This is a genomic window from Nocardioides sp. Soil_C_8, from assembly GCF_057656315.1.
In genome coordinates, this window is sequence record NZ_JBDGKQ010000001.1 from 256307 (window position 1) to 273293 (window position 16987).

19 protein-coding genes are annotated in these 16987 nt (G+C 73.3%); 10 read left to right on the forward strand and 9 right to left on the reverse strand.

Annotated elements, in window-relative coordinates:
* Window positions 1–28 precede the first annotated feature (28 nt).
* Complete coding sequence (locus AC3A3L_RS01335) at window positions 29–1015, forward strand: LLM class F420-dependent oxidoreductase (protein ID WP_487638231.1); 987 nt, start codon at window positions 29–31, stop codon at window positions 1013–1015.
* A 12-nt stretch (window positions 1016–1027) separates the two neighbouring features.
* On the opposite strand, the gene AC3A3L_RS01340 is transcribed toward AC3A3L_RS01335, so the two are convergent.
* Genes AC3A3L_RS01340 through AC3A3L_RS01355 form a run of 4 tightly spaced genes read right to left on the reverse strand, consistent with a single transcriptional unit; the run spans window position 1028 to window position 4355 of the window.
* On the reverse strand, window positions 1028–1678 hold the full coding sequence (locus AC3A3L_RS01340) for an NAD(P)-dependent oxidoreductase (RefSeq protein WP_487638232.1): 651 nt from the start codon (window positions 1676–1678) through the stop codon (window positions 1028–1030).
* A 31-nt stretch (window positions 1679–1709) separates the two neighbouring features.
* A complete protein-coding gene (locus AC3A3L_RS01345; protein ID WP_487638233.1) occupies window positions 1710–2750 on the reverse strand; it encodes an LLM class flavin-dependent oxidoreductase in 1041 nt (346 codons plus the stop codon).
* Complete coding sequence (locus AC3A3L_RS01350) at window positions 2747–3697, reverse strand: cation diffusion facilitator family transporter (protein ID WP_487638234.1); 951 nt, start codon at window positions 3695–3697, stop codon at window positions 2747–2749. Before AC3A3L_RS01350 ends, AC3A3L_RS01345 begins: the two co-directional genes overlap by 4 nt.
* 4 nt (window positions 3698–3701) lie before the next feature.
* The gene (locus tag AC3A3L_RS01355; RefSeq protein ID WP_487638235.1) at window positions 3702–4355 is read right to left on the reverse strand and encodes a hypothetical protein; all 654 of its coding nucleotides are present in this window, start codon (window positions 4353–4355) and stop codon (window positions 3702–3704) included.
* Window positions 4356–4463: 108 nt separating this feature from the next.
* On the opposite strand from AC3A3L_RS01355, the gene AC3A3L_RS01360 reads away from it, so the two are divergent.
* Complete coding sequence (locus AC3A3L_RS01360; protein WP_487638236.1) at window positions 4464–5153, forward strand: GntR family transcriptional regulator; 690 nt, start codon at window positions 4464–4466, stop codon at window positions 5151–5153.
* Entirely contained in the window at window positions 5150–6190 is a 1041-nt protein-coding gene (locus AC3A3L_RS01365) for a 1-aminocyclopropane-1-carboxylate deaminase (RefSeq protein ID WP_487638237.1), read from the forward strand. The genes AC3A3L_RS01360 and AC3A3L_RS01365 overlap by 4 nt, the downstream gene beginning before the upstream one ends.
* A gap of 139 nt (window positions 6191–6329) precedes the next feature.
* Here AC3A3L_RS01365 and AC3A3L_RS01370 read toward each other — a convergent pair whose 3' ends face one another.
* A complete protein-coding gene (locus AC3A3L_RS01370; protein WP_487638238.1) occupies window positions 6330–7040 on the reverse strand; it encodes an aspartate/glutamate racemase family protein in 711 nt (236 codons plus the stop codon).
* A gap of 35 nt (window positions 7041–7075) precedes the next feature.
* Here AC3A3L_RS01370 and AC3A3L_RS01375 point away from each other — a divergent pair, with 35 nt between their 5' ends.
* From AC3A3L_RS01375 to AC3A3L_RS01385, 3 genes are all read left to right on the forward strand, one after another.
* Window positions 7076–7678 (forward strand): GNAT family N-acetyltransferase, encoded by a 603-nt coding sequence (locus tag AC3A3L_RS01375; protein ID WP_487638239.1) that lies wholly within the window; start codon window positions 7076–7078, stop codon window positions 7676–7678.
* Between the two features lie 103 nt (window positions 7679–7781).
* Complete coding sequence (locus AC3A3L_RS01380) at window positions 7782–10442, forward strand: FAD/NAD(P)-binding protein (RefSeq protein ID WP_487638240.1); 2661 nt, start codon at window positions 7782–7784, stop codon at window positions 10440–10442.
* A complete protein-coding gene (locus tag AC3A3L_RS01385) occupies window positions 10442–10588 on the forward strand; it encodes a hypothetical protein (protein WP_487638241.1) in 147 nt (48 codons plus the stop codon). The genes AC3A3L_RS01380 and AC3A3L_RS01385 overlap by 1 nt, the downstream gene beginning before the upstream one ends.
* 3 nt (window positions 10589–10591) lie before the next feature.
* Here the strand turns inward: AC3A3L_RS01385 and AC3A3L_RS01390 are convergent, their stop codons facing one another.
* From AC3A3L_RS01390 to AC3A3L_RS01400, 3 genes are read right to left on the reverse strand one after another with little or no spacing between them, the layout of a single operon-like run.
* Window positions 10592–11698, reverse strand: a complete 1107-nt coding sequence (locus AC3A3L_RS01390) for an amidohydrolase family protein (RefSeq protein WP_487638242.1) — start codon at window positions 11696–11698, stop codon at window positions 10592–10594.
* Between the two features lie 3 nt (window positions 11699–11701).
* Window positions 11702–12814 carry a carboxylate-amine ligase gene (locus AC3A3L_RS01395; RefSeq protein ID WP_487638243.1) on the reverse strand — a complete coding sequence of 371 codons (1113 nt, stop codon included), beginning with the start codon at window positions 12812–12814 and terminating at the stop codon, window positions 11702–11704.
* Window positions 12815–12862: 48 nt separating this feature from the next.
* Window positions 12863–13966 carry a fatty acid desaturase family protein gene (locus AC3A3L_RS01400; protein WP_487638244.1) on the reverse strand — a complete coding sequence of 368 codons (1104 nt, stop codon included), beginning with the start codon at window positions 13964–13966 and terminating at the stop codon, window positions 12863–12865.
* 105 nt (window positions 13967–14071) lie between these two features.
* On the opposite strand from AC3A3L_RS01400, the gene AC3A3L_RS01405 reads away from it, so the two are divergent.
* The 4 genes from AC3A3L_RS01405 to AC3A3L_RS01420 are packed head-to-tail and all read left to right on the forward strand — an operon-like array spanning window position 14072 to window position 16114.
* Window positions 14072–14233, forward strand: a complete 162-nt coding sequence (locus tag AC3A3L_RS01405; RefSeq protein ID WP_487638245.1) for a hypothetical protein — start codon at window positions 14072–14074, stop codon at window positions 14231–14233.
* Entirely contained in the window at window positions 14230–15078 is an 849-nt protein-coding gene (locus AC3A3L_RS01410) for a hypothetical protein (protein WP_487638246.1), read from the forward strand. Before AC3A3L_RS01405 ends, AC3A3L_RS01410 begins: the two co-directional genes overlap by 4 nt.
* Complete coding sequence (locus AC3A3L_RS01415) at window positions 15075–15542, forward strand: phage holin family protein (protein WP_487638247.1); 468 nt, start codon at window positions 15075–15077, stop codon at window positions 15540–15542. Before AC3A3L_RS01410 ends, AC3A3L_RS01415 begins: the two co-directional genes overlap by 4 nt.
* On the forward strand, window positions 15518–16114 hold the full coding sequence (locus AC3A3L_RS01420) for a DUF3618 domain-containing protein (RefSeq protein WP_487638248.1): 597 nt from the start codon (window positions 15518–15520) through the stop codon (window positions 16112–16114). Before AC3A3L_RS01415 ends, AC3A3L_RS01420 begins: the two co-directional genes overlap by 25 nt.
* A gap of 70 nt (window positions 16115–16184) precedes the next feature.
* Here AC3A3L_RS01420 and AC3A3L_RS01425 read toward each other — a convergent pair whose 3' ends face one another.
* Window positions 16185–16982: an MBL fold metallo-hydrolase gene (locus AC3A3L_RS01425; RefSeq protein ID WP_487638249.1), complete on the reverse strand. Its 798-nt coding sequence runs from the start codon at window positions 16980–16982 to the stop codon at window positions 16185–16187.
* Window positions 16983–16987: the final 5 nt, after the last annotated feature.

The following is a 16987-nucleotide window of genomic DNA, read 5'->3' on the forward strand; positions in this document are numbered from 1 at the left end:
CGTCCGGACGGCTGGCTACGGTCGCAGGATGACGCGTTTCGGATACACCCTGATGACCGAGCAGAGCGGCCCGCGGGAGCTGGTGTCGTACGCCGTCGCCGCCGAGCAGGCGGGCTTCGACTTCGAGGTGATGAGCGACCACTTCTCGCCGTGGCTCACCGAGCAGGGGCACGCGCCGTACGCGTGGACGACCCTGGGCGCCATCGCGCAGGCGACCGAGCGCGTGGGTCTGATGACCTACGTGACGTGCCCGACTCTGCGCTACCACCCGGCCGTCGTCGCCCAGAAGGCCGCGACGCTGCAGATCCTCGCCGAGGGTCGCTTCACCCTCGGCCTGGGCAGCGGCGAGAACCTCAACGAGCACGTGGTGGGCGAGGGCTGGCCGGCCATCGCGGAGCGGCAGGACATGCTCCTCGAGGCCGTCGAGATCATCCGCGAGCTCTTCAGCGGCGACCTCGTGGACTACCGCGGCGACTTCTTCCAGGTCGATTCCGCCCGCATCTGGGACCTCCCTGACGAGCGTGTCGAGATCGGGCTCGCCGTGGCGGGCGATCGCGGCATCGAGACGTTCGCCCCGCTCGGCGACCACCTCGTCGGCGTGGAGCCCAAGGCCGAGCTCATCGAGAGCTGGAACGCCGTTGCCGACGCCCCGCGGATCGGTGGCGACGCGAGGGCGATCGGACAGATCCCGATCTGCTGGGACCCCGACGAGGACACCGCCGTCCAGCGCGCGCACGAGCAGTTCCGCTGGTTCGCGGGCGGCTGGAAGGTGAACGCCGACCTGCCCACCCCGGCCGGGTTCTCCGGCGCGACGCAGTTCGTCCGCCCCGAGGACGTCGCCGACTCCATCCCCTGCGGACCCGACCTCGACAAGATCGTGGAGGCCGTCTCGGAGTACTGGAAGGCCGGGTTCACTGACGTGGCGCTGGTGCAGGTCGGCGACGAGGGGCAGGACCGGTTCATCAGCGAGGCGGCCGGCCCGCTGCTCGAGAAGCTGCGGGCGGCCGCCCCCTGAGTCCCGCTCGGGTCAGCTGATCGCGGTGAACCGGGCGCGGTGGTGCTTCGGGTCCTCGATCTCGTCGAGGATCGCGAGCGCGAGGTCGTCCGCCGAGATCGTCGACGTGCCGTCGGCGTCGCGCAGCAGCACGTCGCCGCCGAGGACGTAGGCACCCTTCGACTCCGTGCCGAGCCACGACCCGAAGTCCGCGGGCGGGCTGACGTAGAACCAGTCGAGCGACTCCGGGCTCTCCTGGCAGAGCGCGAACGCGTCGAGACCTGTCTGGACCTCGGGCTTCACCTCGTCGGGCATCTGGTCCTTGGTGACGTCCCACAGGCGCGGTCCGCCCTCCTCGGTGAGGAGGGACGACGCGCCGCCGACGTAGCCGAGGCGCGTCGGGGTGCCGGCCAGGAGAGCGACGAGCTGCTCGACGATCCCCTCGACCTTGCCGGCCATGTCGCCGCGGGGCGACAGCGCGACCAGCACGACGTCGCGGTCGGCGGTCGTGCGCTCGAGGACGTCCGCGTCGAGCACCGAGCCCTCCACGTAGTCGGCTCCGGGGACCGGGGACTCCGGTGCCGAGCGGCTGACGGAGGTCACCTCGTGACCGCGCTTGCGTGCCTCGCGGACGACGGCGGCGCCGGCGTAGCCGGTTCCTCCCAGGACGGTGATGCGTGCCATGAGCTCAGTTCCTTCGTGTGTGGGGTGGGGGTCAGCGCCAGCCGAGGTCGGGCGCCACGTCGGTGAGCACCGTCTCGAGGATGTGGGCGTTGTAGTCGACGCCGAGCTGGTTGGGCACCGTCAGCAGCAGGGTGTCGGCCGCGGCGACGGCCTCGTCCTCCGCGAGCTCCTTGACCAGCACGTCGGGCTCGGCGGCGTACGTCTTGCCGAAGACCGCCCGCAGGTTGGCCTCGATCTGGCCGAACTGGTCGGAGCTGGTGCCCTCGTGCCCGAAGTACATCCGGTCGAGGTCGGTGGTGATCGGCATGATCGAGCGGCTCACCGAGACGCGCGGCTCGACCTCGTGGCCGGCCTCGCGCCAGGCCTCCCGGAAGACCTCGATCTGCTTGCGCTGCTGGACGTGGAAGGGCTCGCCGGTCTCGTCGGCCTTGAGGGTGGAGCTCATCAGGTGCATGCCCTTCTCCGCGGCCCAACGAGCGGTCGCGTCGGAGGCGGCACCCCACCAGATGCGCTCGCGCAGGCCCTCGGAGTGCGGCTCGACGCGCAGCAGGCCGGGCGGGTTGGGGAACATCGGGCGCGGGTTGGGCTGGGCGAACCCCTCCCCCTGCAGCACCTGCAGCAGCACCTCGGTGTGGCGGCGGGCCATGTCGGCCTGGTCCTCGCCCTCGGCGGGCGCGTAGCCGAAGTAGCGCCAGCCGTCGATCACCTGCTCCGGTGATCCCCGGCTGATGCCGAGCTGCAGCCGGCCACCGGCGATGAGGTCGGCCGACCCCGCGTCCTCCGCCATGTAGAGCGGGTTCTCGTAGCGCATGTCGATCACGCCGGTGCCGATCTCGATCCGGCTGGTGCGCGCGCCGACGGCGGCGAGCAGCGGGAACGGCGAGGCGAGCTGCCGGGCGAAGTGGTGGACCCGGAAGTACGCGCCGTCGGCGCCGAGCTCCTCTGCCGTGACCGCGAGGTCGATCGACTGAAGGAGCGTGTCGGACGCCGTCCGGACCGCGGACTGCGGCGAGTCGGTCCAGTGGCCGAAGTTCAGGAACCCGATCTTCTTCATGACTGGTTCAACGCTCAACCACCCAGGTTGTTCCCGCGGTCCCTCCCGTACACGTGCCCCACGCTCGGCGGGCGCCCCGGCGCGGCCAGGGAGAGCACGGCCCGGGCGATCTCGGGCCGCTCCTCGAGGTGGTCCTCGAGGCGTTGGAGCTCCTCGGCCGCCTCGCTCTCGGGGTCGTCGCCCACCAGGTCGACCGACCCCACGAGGAACAGCCTCTCCGGGCCGACGTACTCCAGGTGCAGCGTGTTGACCGTCTCGACCTCGGGCCGCTCGCGCAGCCAGCCCAGCACGGTGTCGTAGATGCGCGAATCGGCGACCTGGCCGACGAGGAAGACCATGTTGCGGCGCAGCAGGTAGACCGCCACCCAGCCCAGCAGCAGGCCGACGAGGATCGACCCGATCGCGTCCCACACGGGGTTGCCGGTGGCCTGGTGCAGCGCGAGCCCGGTGACCGCGATGACGATGCCGAGCAGCGCGGCGGAGTCCTCGAAGAAGACCGCGCGCAGCGTCGGGTCGGACGTCTGGTCCAGGAAGCGCGCGCGGCTCACGTCCGCCGACAGGGCACCGCGCCGCACCTCGCGCCGGGCCTGCAGGAAGGAGATCCCCTCGAGCACGAATGCGGCGCCCATGACGACGTAGGCCCACAGGTAGTCGGCCTCCTCCTCCTCGGCCCCCAGCGACTGGATGCCGTGGATGACCGACACCGCTGCGCCGACGGCGAAGAGCCCGAAGGCAGCGATCATCGACCACACGTAGGCCTCGCGGCCGTAGCCGAGCGGGTGACGATCGTCGGCCGGCTTCTCGGAGCGCCGCTCGGCCACGACGAGGAACACCTCGTTGCCCGCGTCGGCCCAGGAGTGCGCGGCCTCGGCGACCATCGACGCCGAGCCGGTGACGCCAGCGACGATGCTCTTGAGGACCGCCAGGACCGTGTTGGCTGTCAGCGCGACGATGACGGTGAGCATGGGGTCAGACTGCCCGATCCGAGGTGCCCTGTGCCTGGCCGGCACGGCTGCCGACGTACGCCCGCGCCCGCAGGGCTGCCAGCCAGCGCGGCCCGAGCCGCCACGGCCGGGGCGGGTGGAGGACGGGGTCGAAGTCCGGCCGCGGGAGCGGGGAGGGACGCTCGACCCGGATCGTGCCGGCCTGCACCTCTCCGCCGCGGCCGACCACCCGCAGCGTGAGGCCGACCGGCATCCGGTCGACGAGCACGTCCGGCTCCGGTGAGTCGAGCCGCTCGTCCGGCACGTCCACCACCACCTGCAGCCGCTCGCCCGCCGGCGACCGCCACCACATCAGCGACGTCAGCGTGGCGCCGGCCCACGTCCGTCGGGGCCTGAGCAGGTACCGCCGCCACCCGTTCCCACCCGGCGCGGTCGTGCACAGCACGTCGACGGGCGGGTCGTGGAGGAGGCGCACGGCGATACCGAGGAGGTCGGGTGCGCCCCGTGGCGTGCCGATGCCCTTGGAGAGGCGGACGAGGCAGTCGACCTCCCCCGCGGGCAGCGGGCCGGGCCCACGCAGCGAGGCGCGTCCCTCGTAGAGCACCCCGTCCGGGTGGAAGGCGGGGGCGGACCTGAGGTCTGCGAGCAGCTCGAACGCTCGGCGGTAGGGAGCGGGCACGTCCCGAGGTACCCCCGGCTGCGGGAGGTCAGTCGCTCGGGACGGGTAGCCGGGTCGTGCCTGGACGCCCGCTTGACGTCGGCAACCGAGCGATGTGCAATATATTGCATGCCGATCCCGGACGCCCCCACTCCCGTGCGTCCGACCCTGCTGCGCGACTCGGTGCACGACCGGCTCCGCGACGCGATCGTGGACGGCACCCTCGCCCCGGGCGAGGTGGTGCGCGACACCGAGCTCGCGGCCTGGCTGGGAGTGAGTCGCACGCCGGTGCGCGAGGCACTGCTGCGCCTCGGCGGGACCGGCCTCGTGCGGTCCGCGCCGGGGCGCTCGACGGTTGTCGCCGAGATCGACCTCGCCGAGGTGCGCGATGCCCACGCCGTCGTGGTCGCGATGCACCGCCTCGCGGTCACCGAGGCGGTGGCCAGGCTCACCGACGACGACGTGGAACGGATGCGCGCAGCCAACCGGCGCTTCGCCACGGCGATCGAGGCGCACGACACCGACGCGGCGCTCGCGGCCGACGACGACTTCCACCGGGTCGCCGTCGACGTCTCGGGCAACCGGGCCCTCGCCACCGTGCTCGACCAGCTCGGCCCCGTCGTGCGCCGCCTCGAGCGCGGCCGCTTCGCCTCCCACGCAGGCGAGCAGTCGGTGGCGCTCCACGAACGCCTCGTCGAGGCCTGCGCCGCCCGTGACGCCGGGACGGCCGCCGACGTGGCCTTCCGGACCTGGCAGAACCTCGCCGACCTCATCCCCGACCAGCCCGATCCCCAGCCCGACTCCCAGGAGACCCCGTGATCCTCGAGCAGTTCCCCCGCCACCCGCTCACCTTCGGCCCCTCCCCCGTCCACCACCTGCAGCGGCTCTCCGACCACCTCGCCGCGAAGGGCGGGGGCGCCCAGGTCTGGGCCAAGCGCGAGGACGTCAGCAGCGGCCTCGCCTTCGGCGGCAACAAGGTCCGCAAGCTGGAGTACATCGTCCCCGACGTGCTGGCCAGCGGCGCCGACACGCTCGTCTCCATCGGCGGCTACCAGTCCAACCACACCCGGCAGGTCGCCGCCGTCGCCGCCCACCTCGGCCTGAAGTGCCGCCTGGTGCAGGAGAAGTGGGTGCCGTGGGACGACCCGACCAACACCCAGGTCGGCAACATCCTGCTGAGCCGCATGATGGGCGCCGACTCCCGTCTCGACCCGCACGGCTTCGACATCGGCATCCGCGACTCGTGGAGGGACGCGATCCGCGAGGTCGAGGAGTCCGGCGGCACGCCGTACGCCATCCCGGCGGGCGCCAGCGAGCACCGGCTCGGCGGCCTCGGGTTCGCGAGCTGGGCCTTCGAGGTGGCCGAGCAGGAGAAGGCGCTCGGCATCACGTTCGACACGATCGTGGTCTGCACGGTCACCGGCTCGACCCACGCCGGGATGATCGCCGGCTTCGCCGCGCTCGAGGACCTCACCGGCGTACGCCGTCGCGTCCTCGGCATCGACGCGAGCGCGACGCTGGAGAAGACCCGCGACCAGGTCGGCCGGATCGCGCGCCACACCGCCGAGCTGATCGAGCTCGGCCGCGACCTGCGCGACGACGAGATCACCGTCCTCGAGGGCTGGGCGGGCGAGCTCTACGGCCTGCCCGTCGACTCGACGATGGAGGCGATGGCCCTCGGCGCGCAGCTCGAGGCGATGATCACCGACCCGGTCTACGAGGGGAAGTCGCTCGCCGGCCTCATCGACCTCGTGACGTCGCGCGACATCCCGGCCGACTCGCACGTGCTCTACGCCCACCTCGGCGGGCAGCCGGCGATCAACGCCTACCACTCGCTCTGGCCCGCGCAGGGCTGACGGCCCGGACACGTGTCCGGGAAGTTGCCCCTCAACTGCGGAGCCAGGGGCGACATCCCGGACACGTGTGGCGGAAGTGGCCCTCGTTCGAGCCGACCCGGGGCCAGGACCGCCGCACGTGCGACGGCCCGGGAAGCGCTCAGCTGAGGGCGAAGTCGACGGCCGCCAGCGCGTGGAGGCGGGTGGTCGCGAAGACGGGCACTTCGATGTCGTCGGGACCCAGCAGCAGCTCGATCTCGGTGCAGCCCAGGACCACCCCTTCGGCGCCGTCGGCGACCAGCCGCTCCACCACGTCGACGTACGCCGCCCGCGACTCGTCGCGCACGACGCCGTGCACGAGCTCGCCGTAGATCACCTCGTGCACGAGCTCGCGGTCCTCGCTCGACGGGACGAGCGCCTCGACGCCGTGGGTGGCGAGCCGGTCGCGCAGGAAGGCCTGCTCCATGATGAACCTCGTGCCGAGCAGGGCTACCCGCGAGAGCCCGGCGTCGCGGACGGCCGCGGCGGTCACGTCGGCGATGTGGATCAGCGGCACACCGGTCCGGGCCTCGATCGCGTCGGCGACCTTGTGCATCGTGTTGGTGCACAGCACGACGCACCCAGCGCCCGCGGCCTCGAGCGCGGCCGCCTCGGCGGCGAGCAGCTGCCCGGCGGCGTCCCACTCCCCCGCCGCCTGCATGGCCTCGACCTCGGCGAAGTCGACGGACGACATCAGCACCCGCGCGGAGTGGTAGCCGCCGAGGCGGTCGCGCACCGCCTCGTTGACGATCTCGTAGTAGAGGGCGGAGCTCTCCCAGCTCATCCCGCCCAGCAGGCCGATCTTGCGCATCGTCGGTGCAGCCGCGTCCATGCCCCCATTCAACCCGCTGGGTCTACCGTGACGGCATGGCCAGCACGCCCCTGCTGAGGTCCGGCGGGTTCGTCGTCCACCCGGCGACGCACGCCCGGTTCGACGACGTGCGCACGATGGTCGGCCCGAAGAACCCGACGTCCAGCGTGTGCTGGTGCCTGAGCCACCGCATCCCGGCCAAGGACAACCGCGAGCTGGTCGGGCCCGACCGGGGGGCGTACGTCGAGGCGCTGACCCGCAGGCGCACCAAGCCGGGCGTGCTCGCCTACGACGGCGACGAGGTGGTCGGCTGGGCGGCGGTAGCCCCGCGCGCCGAGCTGCCGTTCGCCCGGTCCACGAAGATCCCGCACGTCGACGACCGGCCCGCGTGGTCGGCGTGGTGCATCCGGGTCCGTCCCGGGCACCGGGGCCGCGGGATCTCCCACGTGCTGCTCGAGGGCGCGGTCACGTACGCCGCCACGCGCGGCGCATCGGTCGTCGAGGGCTATCCGGTGGACAACCGGGGCCGGAAGGTCGACCTCACGATGGCCTACGTCGGCACCCGCAAGCTCTTCGAGGACGCCGGCTTCGAGCTCGCCGCACCCACCGAGGCCACCTCCGCGGGGTTCCCGCGCGTGGTCATGCGCCGGGAGGTCTGACGAGGTGCAGCACGACTCGCCCATCCCATCCCCGACTCGGTACGGGAGCGGGTCGCTGATACCTTTTGTGCAGTAACTCAGTTGACTAAGGGAGGAGAACGTCGTGGGGACGAACGAGGGTGACTGTCGGGTCGTCGTGGTGGGAGCAGGTGCCGGCGGCACCTTGGTCGCCACCCACCTGGTGACGGCCCTCTCCTCCCGCTTCCGCGTCGAGCTGGTCGACCCCGCTCCCAGCACCGGTCGCGGGCAGGCCTACTCGACCACCGACGAGCGCCACCTCCTCAACGTCCCGGCCTCCGGCATGAGCGCGTTCCCCCGCGACCCCGAGCACTTCCTCCGCTGGCTGCGCAACAACCACGACCCCAAGTTCCAGCCCCACGACTTCGCGCCCCGGGCAGCGTTCGGCCGCTACATCGAGGGCCTGCTGACCACCGCGACGGAGTTCCCCGGCAACGCCCGGCTCGTACGCCGTCACGCCGAGGTCGCCGACATCACCCGCTCCGGCGACGGGTTCGTCGTCGAGCTCTCCGACGGCGAGCTGCTCGAGGCCCGCGCGGTCGTCCTCGCGACCAGCAGCCGCCCGGGCACCGGGTGGGCGCCGCCCGAGCTCGCGGCCGACCACCGGCTCGTCGCGGACCCGTGGACGCAGCCGATCCCCGACGTCGGCGACGTGCTGATGCTCGGCTCCGGGCTGACCATGGTGGACCTCGCCATCAGCGCCGACCGGCCCGACCGCACCATCCACGTCGTCTCGCGCACCGACGCCGTGCCGCACGCCCACGTGCTGCCCACGACACCCCCGGTGTCGCCGCCGCCCGGCATCACCCGCACCCAGGACCTCGACACGCTCCGCTCGACCATCGCCGCGCACGTGGACGAGACCGTCGCCTCCACCGGCGACTGGAGGGCCGCGATCGACGGGCTCCGCCCGGTCACCTCCCAGCTGTGGCGGGGATTGTCGGAAGCCGACAAGCGACGCTTCATCGCCGAGGACGCCCGCTCGTGGGACGTGCACCGGCACCGGATGGCACCGGCCACCGCACGGCGACTCGACGCCGTCGCGGCAGCGGGCCGGCTCGTGCGCCACCGCGGCACCCTCGCCGCCGTGCGCGCCGACACCTCCGCCCTCCACGTCACCCTCGACGACGGGACGACGCTCCGGGTGGCGGCGGTGGTCAACTGCACCGGCCCGGTCGGCTCCATCGCGGCCGACCCGCTGCTCACCCGGCTCGCGCAGTCGGGCCTGGTGCGTCCGGGTCCGGCGGGCCTCGGCATCGACACCGCCGACGACGGCCGCATCCTCGGCACCCTGCCCGAAACGCTCCCGTTCCTCGCCGTCGGCTCGCTGCGCCGCGGCAACCTGTGGGAGTCCACGGCGATGCCGGAGATCCGCGAGCAGGCCTACGACGTGGCGCGCATCGTGAGCCGGTCGCTGCACGGCGAGGCCCGCCGCCGCCCGGTCGACCCCTACGGCCTCACGCTTTCCACCGGCCAGGACGCCGCTGAGCGCTACAACGCCGCCCTCGGCCGACTGCTCCGCCTCCAGGACGGTGTCGAGGAGGGCCTCGCCGAAGCGGTCGCCGCCGACGAGGGCTTCGTGCAGGCCCACGCCGCGCTCGCGCTGCTCGGGCACGAGTGGGGCGCCAACACCCACTGGCGCGCGTCGCTGCAGGCCGCGCACCGGGCGGCGTCCGACCGCCACCTCGACGACCGCGAGTCCTCCTTCCTCGACGCCGTCACGACGCGCCTCCGCACCGACGAGGCCACCGGAGCAGCGGCCCTGCTCCGGCACGTACGCCTGTTCCCGCGCGACGCCCTCGCCGTCAGCGTGGCGGTCCCGACTGTCGCGTTCGGCGGTCTCACCAGCGGCACCCAGACCGCCGAGCTCGTCGAGTCGCTCGGCCGCAGCTACGGCGACGACTGGTGGTACGCCGGCCAGCTGGCGTTCGTCCGCCAGGACCAGGAGCGGTGGGCAGAGGCCGAGGACCTCTCGTCCTACGCCCTCTCCGTCGAGCCCGCCTCCGGGCATGCCGTCCACGCGCGGGCCCACGTGTACTACGAGACCGGCGACCACACCACCGGGCTGGCCTGGCTCGACAAGTGGATCCGCTCGCGCGGACCGGAGGCCAATCACCGCTCGCACTTCTCCTGGCACGCCGCCCTCCACGAGCTGATGCAGGACGACGTCGAGGCCGTGCGGCGCCGCTACGCCCGCGAGCTCGCCCCGTCGGTCGTCAGCGGCAGCCGGGTCGTCGTCGACAGCGGGTCGCTGCTCTGGCGCGGTCGGGTCACCGGGGCGTGGACCGACGACCTGCCGGTGGCGGAGGTGCGCGCGCAGGCACCCGCCGAGTGGCTGACCACCCCGCCGACGCCGTTCGCCGCCATGCACAGCGCCGTCCTGCTCGCCGCCGACGGCGACGCCACCGCGCTGGCCGCGCTCGAGACCCACGCCGAGCGCAGCGACGACCGTGTCTTCCGCGACGTCGTGGCTCCCCTGTGCACCGGGCTCGGCCACGTCGTGGAGGAGCGCTGGAACGCCGCCGCCGCGACCCTCACCGGCGTCGTCGCGACCATGGCGCCGCTGGGCGGCAGCCGGGCCCAGCGCGAGGTCGTCGAGGACACCCTCGTGCACGTCCTGGCGATGGCCGGGCGCACGACCGAGGCAGCCGAGCTGCTCGACCAGCGCCTCTCCCGGCGTTCCTCGGCCCTCGACGCGCGACGTCGCGCCGCCGTGTCGGCGGCCACCGACAGGGTCGGCAGCTGATGGCCCTCGACGGGTTCAGCTCGGTCGCGGTGACCACGATGATCACCGTGGCGATCGTCGACCTGCACGTCGAGCTCGTCGCCGGCGCGGCCGCCTGGACCGCCGGGTGGTGGTTGCTGCGCGAGCCGCGCGACGACCCGCGCTGACGGTCAGGGCAGCGCAGCCGCCGGCGTACGGGCCACGACCGCCGCGGCAGCCACCAGGTCCCACCCGGGCGAGAAGCCGTTGCGGCGCAGCAGCCGGTCGTGGTGCTCCTCGTACAGGTCGAGCAGGCGCAGCACCGACGCCAGCACGGGGGCGTCCGGGTCGTCGCCGGGCACGTCGCAGGCGTGGCGTGCGACCACGAGCGGGACCTCCGGGTCGAGCCCGCGCTGCATGGCCTCCAGCGCGGCCAGCAGGTTGGTCGACGCGGCCTCGAGGAACGGCCACACCTCGCGGGCCTCTTCCGCGGGCGGCGACCCGAGGTCGAGCGGCTCGTCGCCGTCGAGGATGCGCGTGGCCTGTCCCCCGAGCACCGACGCGACCTGCTCGGGCGTGAGACCCGCCTGCCAGGCGCACCGACCGGTGGCCATCAGGGCCGAGACCGGCGTGCTGTACGGCAGGTCGCTCGCGGCGAGCACCCGTCCGGGCGGCACCAGGCGGAACAGCGCCATCAGGTGCGCCGGCGTCCACCACGAGGTGTCGAGGAAGAGGTGGGGCACGTCGGTGACGTGGCGGTGCAGCCGGCCCAGGTCGGAGAGACCGCAGTGGGCCAGCACCAGCCGCAGGTCCGGCCACCGCTCGCACACGGCGAGGGCGGCGGCGCCGGTGGAGCCGACCTCGGGGCCGGCGTGCACCACCACCGGGAGCCGGCGCTCGTGCGCCAGCGCGAACGCGGGCTCGAGGCGCGGGTCGGCCAGGTCGAGGTCGTCGCTGGACAGGTGCAGCTTGAGGCCGCGCGCACCGGAGTCCAGGAGCTTCTCCACCGCGTCGACCTCGTCGGGCACGACGCGCGCCAGGGCGGTCAGCGCGCCCTGGCTGCGTCCGGCCACGTCGAGGCAAGCCTCGTTGGCGACCAGGTAGCTGCCGTCCGGCTCCGACAGGGGGAACACCAGTGCCCGTGCCCGGGCGGACGCGACCGCCCCTAGCAGCTCCTCCGCGGTGGCCGAGACGGAGTCCCGGTCGCCGAGGTGGGTGTGCACGTCGAGCAGGGGACCCTGGGGCAGGTCCTCCACCAGCCGGTCGTACCACGGCTGCACCAGGTGGTCGGCGTACACGGCTCAGCCGTCCAGGTCGGTGGTGCGGGCGACGAGGTCGGCGAGGAGGGCTGGCATGCCACCGGCCGCCACCACCCGTCGCTGGCGGTTCGGCTCGGTCTCGCGGGCGAGAGCGGCCTCGAGCGGCTCGAGGGGCGCGTCGTTCCCGTCGCCGGCCAGCACCGCGCGCGCCTCGGCGACCACGCGGCCGGCGATGTCCCGCAGGGGTCGCAGCGAGCGGTCGACGTCCACGACCCGGGTGTCGAGGCCGTAGCGGGCCGCCCGGTGGTCGTTGACGGCGAGCACGTCGTCGTCGAGGTCGACGTCGTCCGGTGACTCCACCGCACGACGGGCGATCCCCTGCACGAGGGCGGTGAGGGCGGCGACGGCCGACAGGGACGGCACCGCGTCCATGACCCGCACCTCGAGGGTCCCCAGCAGCGGTCGTGGACGCATCTCCCACCACACGTAGGTGTGGTCGGACGCCTCGGCCGCCGCCATCAGCGCCTCCGTGCGCGCGACGTAGTCGTCCCACGACCGCAGCAGCGGCGGCATGGTGGTGCGCGGGTAGGAGCGGATGATGGCCGCCCGGGCCGTGGCCTGCCCGGAGTCCAGCCCGTGCCAGTACGGCGACCCCGCCGCCAGGGCGCGCAGGAGCGGCAGCCGGTTGCGCAGGCCGCGGTAGGCCAGCATCGCGGTGTCCTCGTCGGGCAGTCCCACGTGCACCTGCAGGGCCGCGGTCGGCGTGCGCAGCAGGCCGGCGTACTCGTCGATGATGCGGTCGTAGCGCGGCGAGGTGGCGATGTCGGGGACCCCGACCGGCGCCGTCGGGTGCACGCCTGCCGCCAGGACGCGGCCGCCGTGCTTGCCGACGAGGGCCCGGAGGTCACGCAGGGAGCGCCACACGTCGTCGGCGCTGCGGCACACCGGGGTGTTGAGCTCGACCTGGTCGACGTAGATCTCGCCGGTGACCACCCCCGCGTCGGGCACGGTCTGCGACATCGACTCCACGAGCGGTGCGGCCGCGGCTCCCAGCAGCTCGTCGCGGTCGTCGACGAGCATCAGCTCCTCCTCCACGCCGACGGAGAACTCGCCGCCCGGCGCGTGCGACGGCACCCCCGGCATCCCGCTCGTCATGGCGCACAGGTGCCCCACGGGAGGCGACGTCATGCGCGCCGGACCGGGTCAGCGGCGGGGCGGCACCGACAGCCGGACGACCTTCTTCCAGGCGCTGGCGACCTGCCGCCAGAGCGGCGCGGTGTTGTACGCCAGGCCGTGGCGCTCGAAGAGCTCCCGCACCGGTCCGGCGATCTCGCGGTAGCGGTTGCTGGGCAGGTCCGGGAAGAGGTGGTGCTCGATCTGGTGGGAGAGGTTGCCGCAGAGCACGTGCAGCAGCGGCGGGCCCGAGATGTCGGCGGAGCCGAGCATCTGGCGGAGGTACCACCGTCCGCGCGTCTCGTCCTCGTCGAGCTCGGCGACCTCGAACGTCGCCACGCCCTCGGGGAAGTGGCCGCACATGATGACCGAGTGGCTCCACACGTTGCGAGCCACGTTGGCGACCAGGTTGGCGGTCAGGGTGGAGCGGGCCGACCCGGTGGGCGCCGACAGCAGCGGGTGCAGCACGTAGTCGCGCAGCGCGTTGCGGGCGGCGCGGCGCCCCGTCGTGCGCATCTCGGCCTTCTGCTCGGGCGTGAAGCCGTCGCCCGAGCGGAGCGACTCGCCGAGGTCGAGGTCGTACATCGCGATGCCGTACTCGAAGATCAGCGCGTTGACGAGGTTCCACAGCGGCTGGACGAGGTGGCGCGGCCGCCACTCCTGCGCCTCGTCGACGCGCAGGATGCCGTAGCCGAGGTCGTTGTCCTTGCCGAGCACGTTGGTGTTCACGTGGTGCCGGTCGTTGTGGGCCCGCCGCCACTGCGCGGGTGCCGACGCGTGGTCCCAGTCCCAGGTCGAGGAGTGGATGCGGGGGTCACGCATCCAGTCCCACTGCCCGTGGAGCACGTTGTGCCCCACCTCCATGTTGTCGAGCACCTTCGAGAGCGCCAGCGAGGTCGTTCCCAGCCACCACGCGGTGCGGCTGCGGCTGCCCAGGAGGACCACGCGGCCCGCCACCTCGAGGCAGCGCTGGACCGCGATGACGCGGCGGATGTAGGCCGCATCCGCTGCGCCGCGGTCCGCGAGGACCTCCTCGCGCAGGGCGTCCAGGGTCCGGCCGATCTCCTCGACCTCGGCGTCCGTCAGGTCGGCGTACGACCGCTGGCGGGGAGTGTGCTGGAGGAGAGCAGCCATCGCTCCCAGTGCCCCGCCGCCCCCACTGACATGCATCTGGGACTGCACCTGGAAATGCCTCCGAACGGGTGGAGTGCGACGAGTTCCGGTGGGTACGGAGCGCGCATGACCGAGCAATCCCCCCACGACCAGGACGCGGATCCCCCGACGCCCACTGGCGAGGAGCCGGACCAGGAGCAGCTCGAGCCGGACTCCGAGCCGGCCAGCGACCCCGACCCCGACCCCGACGCAGGCAGCACCCCCACCCACTCCGAGGAGGACGCATGACGACCTACGGAAACGACCCACTGAGCACCAGCGGCGCCGGCACCACCGGCACCACCGGCACCACCGGCACTGGCGGCTACGGCTCGAGCGGCTACGACTCGGGCAGCGGCGACACCAGCGCCACCGACAAGGCCAAGGACACCGCGTCGACGGCTGCCGACCAGGGCAAGCAGGTGGCCGGCACTGCGAAGGACGAGGCGCTCAACGTCGCCGGCACCGCGGCCGAGCAGGCCCGCAACGTCGTGGGCGACGCGAAGCGGCAGGTCACCAGCCAGCTGAACGACCAGGCCACCACCGGTCGCGACAAGCTGTCGCAGACCCTGCGCACCCTGGGCGACGACCTGCAGCAGATGGCGCAGGGACAGGGCCCCTCGCAGGGCCTGGCGACCGACCTCGCCCAGGAGGTCTCCGACCGGGTCCGGGCGTTCGGCAGCCACCTCGAGAACCGCGACCCGGGACAGCTCCTCGACGACGCCCGTGACTTCGCGCGACGTCGCCCGGGGACGTTCCTCCTCGGCGCGCTCGCCGCAGGCGTCGTCGCCGGGCGGATGTTCCGCGCGACCGCCGACGGCGCGGCCGCGGCGTCGCTCGCCGAGTCCGGCGGCGCGGGCGGGACGACGTACGGCGGCCGCCCGACCGACCCGACCTACAGCACCACCGGCGTGGGGACGGGCCCGATGGGCACGGCCGGCGGGGCAGCACCCCTGGCGGGCCAGTCGAGCACCGACAGCCCGGGCACGACGGGGTACGACACCCCCGCCCCGGACCCGACGCTGACGACGCCGTCGAGCCTCGACTCCTCCTCGACCGGGCTCCCGGGCCAGCGCACCCAGGACACGCCGTGACAGGGGCCCAGGGCTTCGACCCGGTTCCCCCCACGAGTGCGGCCGGCCCGTCCGGCTCGCATGCCGTCGGTGGTCCGGGCGTGGAGGACGGGCGCAGCCTCGGCCAGATCGTCGGTGACCTGAGCAACGACCTGACGACGCTCGTCAAGCAGGAGCTCGAGCTGGCACGCACCGAGCTCAAGGAGGAGGCCGCCAAGGCCGGGAAGGGCGCCGGGATGCTCGGCGGTGCCGGTGTGTCCGGCCTGCTCGCGCTGATCCTGGGCTCGTTCGCCCTGGCCTACCTCCTCGACAACTGGATGCCCGTCGAGCTGGCGTTCCTGATCGTCACCATCCTGTGGGCGATCGTCGGCGCCGTCCTCGCGGCGAGGGGCCGCAAGGAGCTCAAGAACGCACACCCGCAGCTGCCCGAGACGCAGCAGACACTCAAGGAGGACGCAGCATGGGCCAGAGCACAGAAGAACTGAGGTCCGAGATCGAGCAGACGCGGCAGTCGATGACCGCCGACGTCGACGCCCTGCAGGACCGGGTGAGCCCCTCGGCCATCGTCGAGCGGCGCAAGCAGGCGGCCCGCAGCCGCGTGCTCGGCGTGCGCGACAAGGTGATGGGCACTGCCCACGGGGTGAAGTCGTCGGCATCCGGCACGGCCGGGTCCGCCACGGGTTCCGCCGGTGGGGCCGTCGACTCGGTCAAGGGCACCGCCTCGGACGCCGTCAGCGGCGCCCAGGACAAGGTGCAGGGCGCTCCGCTCGCGGCCGGCCTGGTGGCCTTCGGCGCCGGCGTGATCGTCGCGGCCCTGATCCCCGCCTCGGAGAAGGAGGCCGTGGCCGCCGGTCACGTCGTCGACGCCGCCAAGGAGCACGGCCAGCCGGTCGTCGACCAGGCGAAGTCCGTGGCGCAGGACGTCGCTGCGAACGTCAAGGACACGGCCGCCGACGCCGCCCAGGAGGTCAAGGACACGGCCGCCGAGGGCGCGAGCAACGTCAAGTCCGAGGGGCAGTCGGGAGTGGACGAGGTCCGCTCGCAGACCCAGTCCTGACCCGGCACACCCACCGCAACGAGCCGGCCCGTCCCCTCACGGGGGCGGGCCGGCTCGCTGCGTGGGGACCTCAGCCGGCGGGGTCGAGGCTGACGACGCCACCCCTCTCGGGGCAGCGCAGGCGGGCGGCGAGGCCTGCGGCGCCGGCGCGCTCGACGAAGTCGCCGAGCGGCGACCGGAACACGGTGTAGTCGTCGTGGTGCACCGGCACCACGACCCGCGGCCTGGTGCGCTCGACGAAGTCGACGCCCATCGGCCCGTCCATGGTCACGGTGCGCAGCAGCACCCTCGTGCCGCCGAGGTGGACGACGGCCGCGTCGATGTCGGGGAACCGCTCGCGGACCTCGTCGACGTGGTCGCCGGTCAACGTGTCGCCGCTGACGTGGACGCGGCGTCGTACCTGCCCGTCCACGGAGTGCTCGAGCACGCTGCCCATCACCGGCGGGAGCATCCGCCCGAGCAGGCCGCGGGCGTGGACTGCCGGGACCGCAGTCACCCTCAGCTCCTCGGCACCCTTGGTCAGGACGTGCTGGTCCCAGGTCTCCAGGGCGTGCGCGTCGAAGCCCCACGAGCCGAGACGGCGTACGGCGTGCGGCGTGGACAGCACCGGCGCGGACCGGTCCAGGCGCTCGCGGCTGACCCGGTCGAAGTGGTCGCCGTGCAGGTGCGAGAGCAGGACTGCGTCGAGGGCCGGCAGCGCCTCCGGCTCGATCGCCGGGTCGGTGAGCCGGCGCGACGACAGGCCCCACCCCAGGTAGGCCCGCTGGCCGCGGTGCAGGAAGTTGGGGTCCGTCAGCAGCGTGAAGGAGCCCAACGACATCACGGTCGTCGCGGTGCCGATGAAGTGGAGCCGGTCGCCGGTCGTCATCGTGG

Excerpts from the sequence above, each read along its gene's own strand:
- AC3A3L_RS01335 (WP_487638231.1), top strand. The coding sequence starts at position 29 with ATGACGCGTTTCGGATACACCCTGATGACCGAGCAGAGCGGCCCGCGG.
- AC3A3L_RS01340 (WP_487638232.1), bottom strand. The coding sequence starts at position 1,678 with ATGGCACGCATCACCGTCCTGGGAGGAACCGGCTACGCCGGCGCCGCC.
- AC3A3L_RS01350 (WP_487638234.1), bottom strand. The coding sequence starts at position 3,697 with ATGCTCACCGTCATCGTCGCGCTGACAGCCAACACGGTCCTGGCGGTC.
- AC3A3L_RS01360 (WP_487638236.1), top strand. The coding sequence starts at position 4,464 with ATGCCGATCCCGGACGCCCCCACTCCCGTGCGTCCGACCCTGCTGCGC.
- AC3A3L_RS01370 (WP_487638238.1), bottom strand. The coding sequence starts at position 7,040 with ATGGACGCGGCTGCACCGACGATGCGCAAGATCGGCCTGCTGGGCGGG.
- AC3A3L_RS01375 (WP_487638239.1), top strand. The coding sequence starts at position 7,076 with ATGGCCAGCACGCCCCTGCTGAGGTCCGGCGGGTTCGTCGTCCACCCG.
- AC3A3L_RS01385 (WP_487638241.1), top strand. The coding sequence starts at position 10,442 with ATGGCCCTCGACGGGTTCAGCTCGGTCGCGGTGACCACGATGATCACC.
- AC3A3L_RS01395 (WP_487638243.1), bottom strand. The coding sequence starts at position 12,814 with ATGACGAGCGGGATGCCGGGGGTGCCGTCGCACGCGCCGGGCGGCGAG.
- AC3A3L_RS01400 (WP_487638244.1), bottom strand. The coding sequence starts at position 13,966 with ATGGCTGCTCTCCTCCAGCACACTCCCCGCCAGCGGTCGTACGCCGAC.
- AC3A3L_RS01405 (WP_487638245.1), top strand. The coding sequence starts at position 14,072 with ATGACCGAGCAATCCCCCCACGACCAGGACGCGGATCCCCCGACGCCC.
- AC3A3L_RS01410 (WP_487638246.1), top strand. The coding sequence starts at position 14,230 with ATGACGACCTACGGAAACGACCCACTGAGCACCAGCGGCGCCGGCACC.
- AC3A3L_RS01420 (WP_487638248.1), top strand. The coding sequence starts at position 15,518 with ATGGGCCAGAGCACAGAAGAACTGAGGTCCGAGATCGAGCAGACGCGG.
- AC3A3L_RS01425 (WP_487638249.1), bottom strand. The coding sequence starts at position 16,982 with ATGACGACCGGCGACCGGCTCCACTTCATCGGCACCGCGACGACCGTG.